This window comes from Halorubrum sp. SP9 (assembly GCF_005435015.1).
Lineage (GTDB): Archaea > Halobacteriota > Halobacteria > Halobacteriales > Haloferacaceae > Halorubrum > Halorubrum sodomense.
The window spans coordinates 1-297 of sequence record NZ_SGXU01000601.1 but is presented as its reverse complement, the minus strand read 5'-3'; the positions used below and the strand labels follow the sequence as shown (position 1 = coordinate 297).

General features: G+C 58.2%; 1 pseudogene. It reads left to right on the top strand.

Annotation, left to right across the window (positions count from 1 at the left end):
• Positions 1-2: 2 nt before the first annotated feature.
• Positions 3-297: pseudogene (locus EXE45_RS18725) on the top strand (IS200/IS605 family transposon protein TnpB); the annotation flags it as partial.

Below are 297 nucleotides of genomic sequence, written 5' to 3'. Positions count from 1 at the left end.
AAGTGGTTCCACAAACCGAGAACGACGAAGAGTGCCTTCGACGGCTCCTCGATGCGTCCGCCTCTCTGTGGAACGAATTGACCTATGAACGTCGTCAGAACTACTTCGGTGACGGCGACGTGTGGGACACGTCCGAGTACCGTGGACAGTACAACGGTGTCGTCGGAAGCGCGACCGTTCAACAGGTCACGCGCAAGAACAGCGAAGCGTGGCGGTCGTTTTTCGCCCTCAAGGAGAAAGGCGAAAACGCCAACCCACCGTCGTACTGGGGCAATGAAGAGGACGGACGCGAACTCC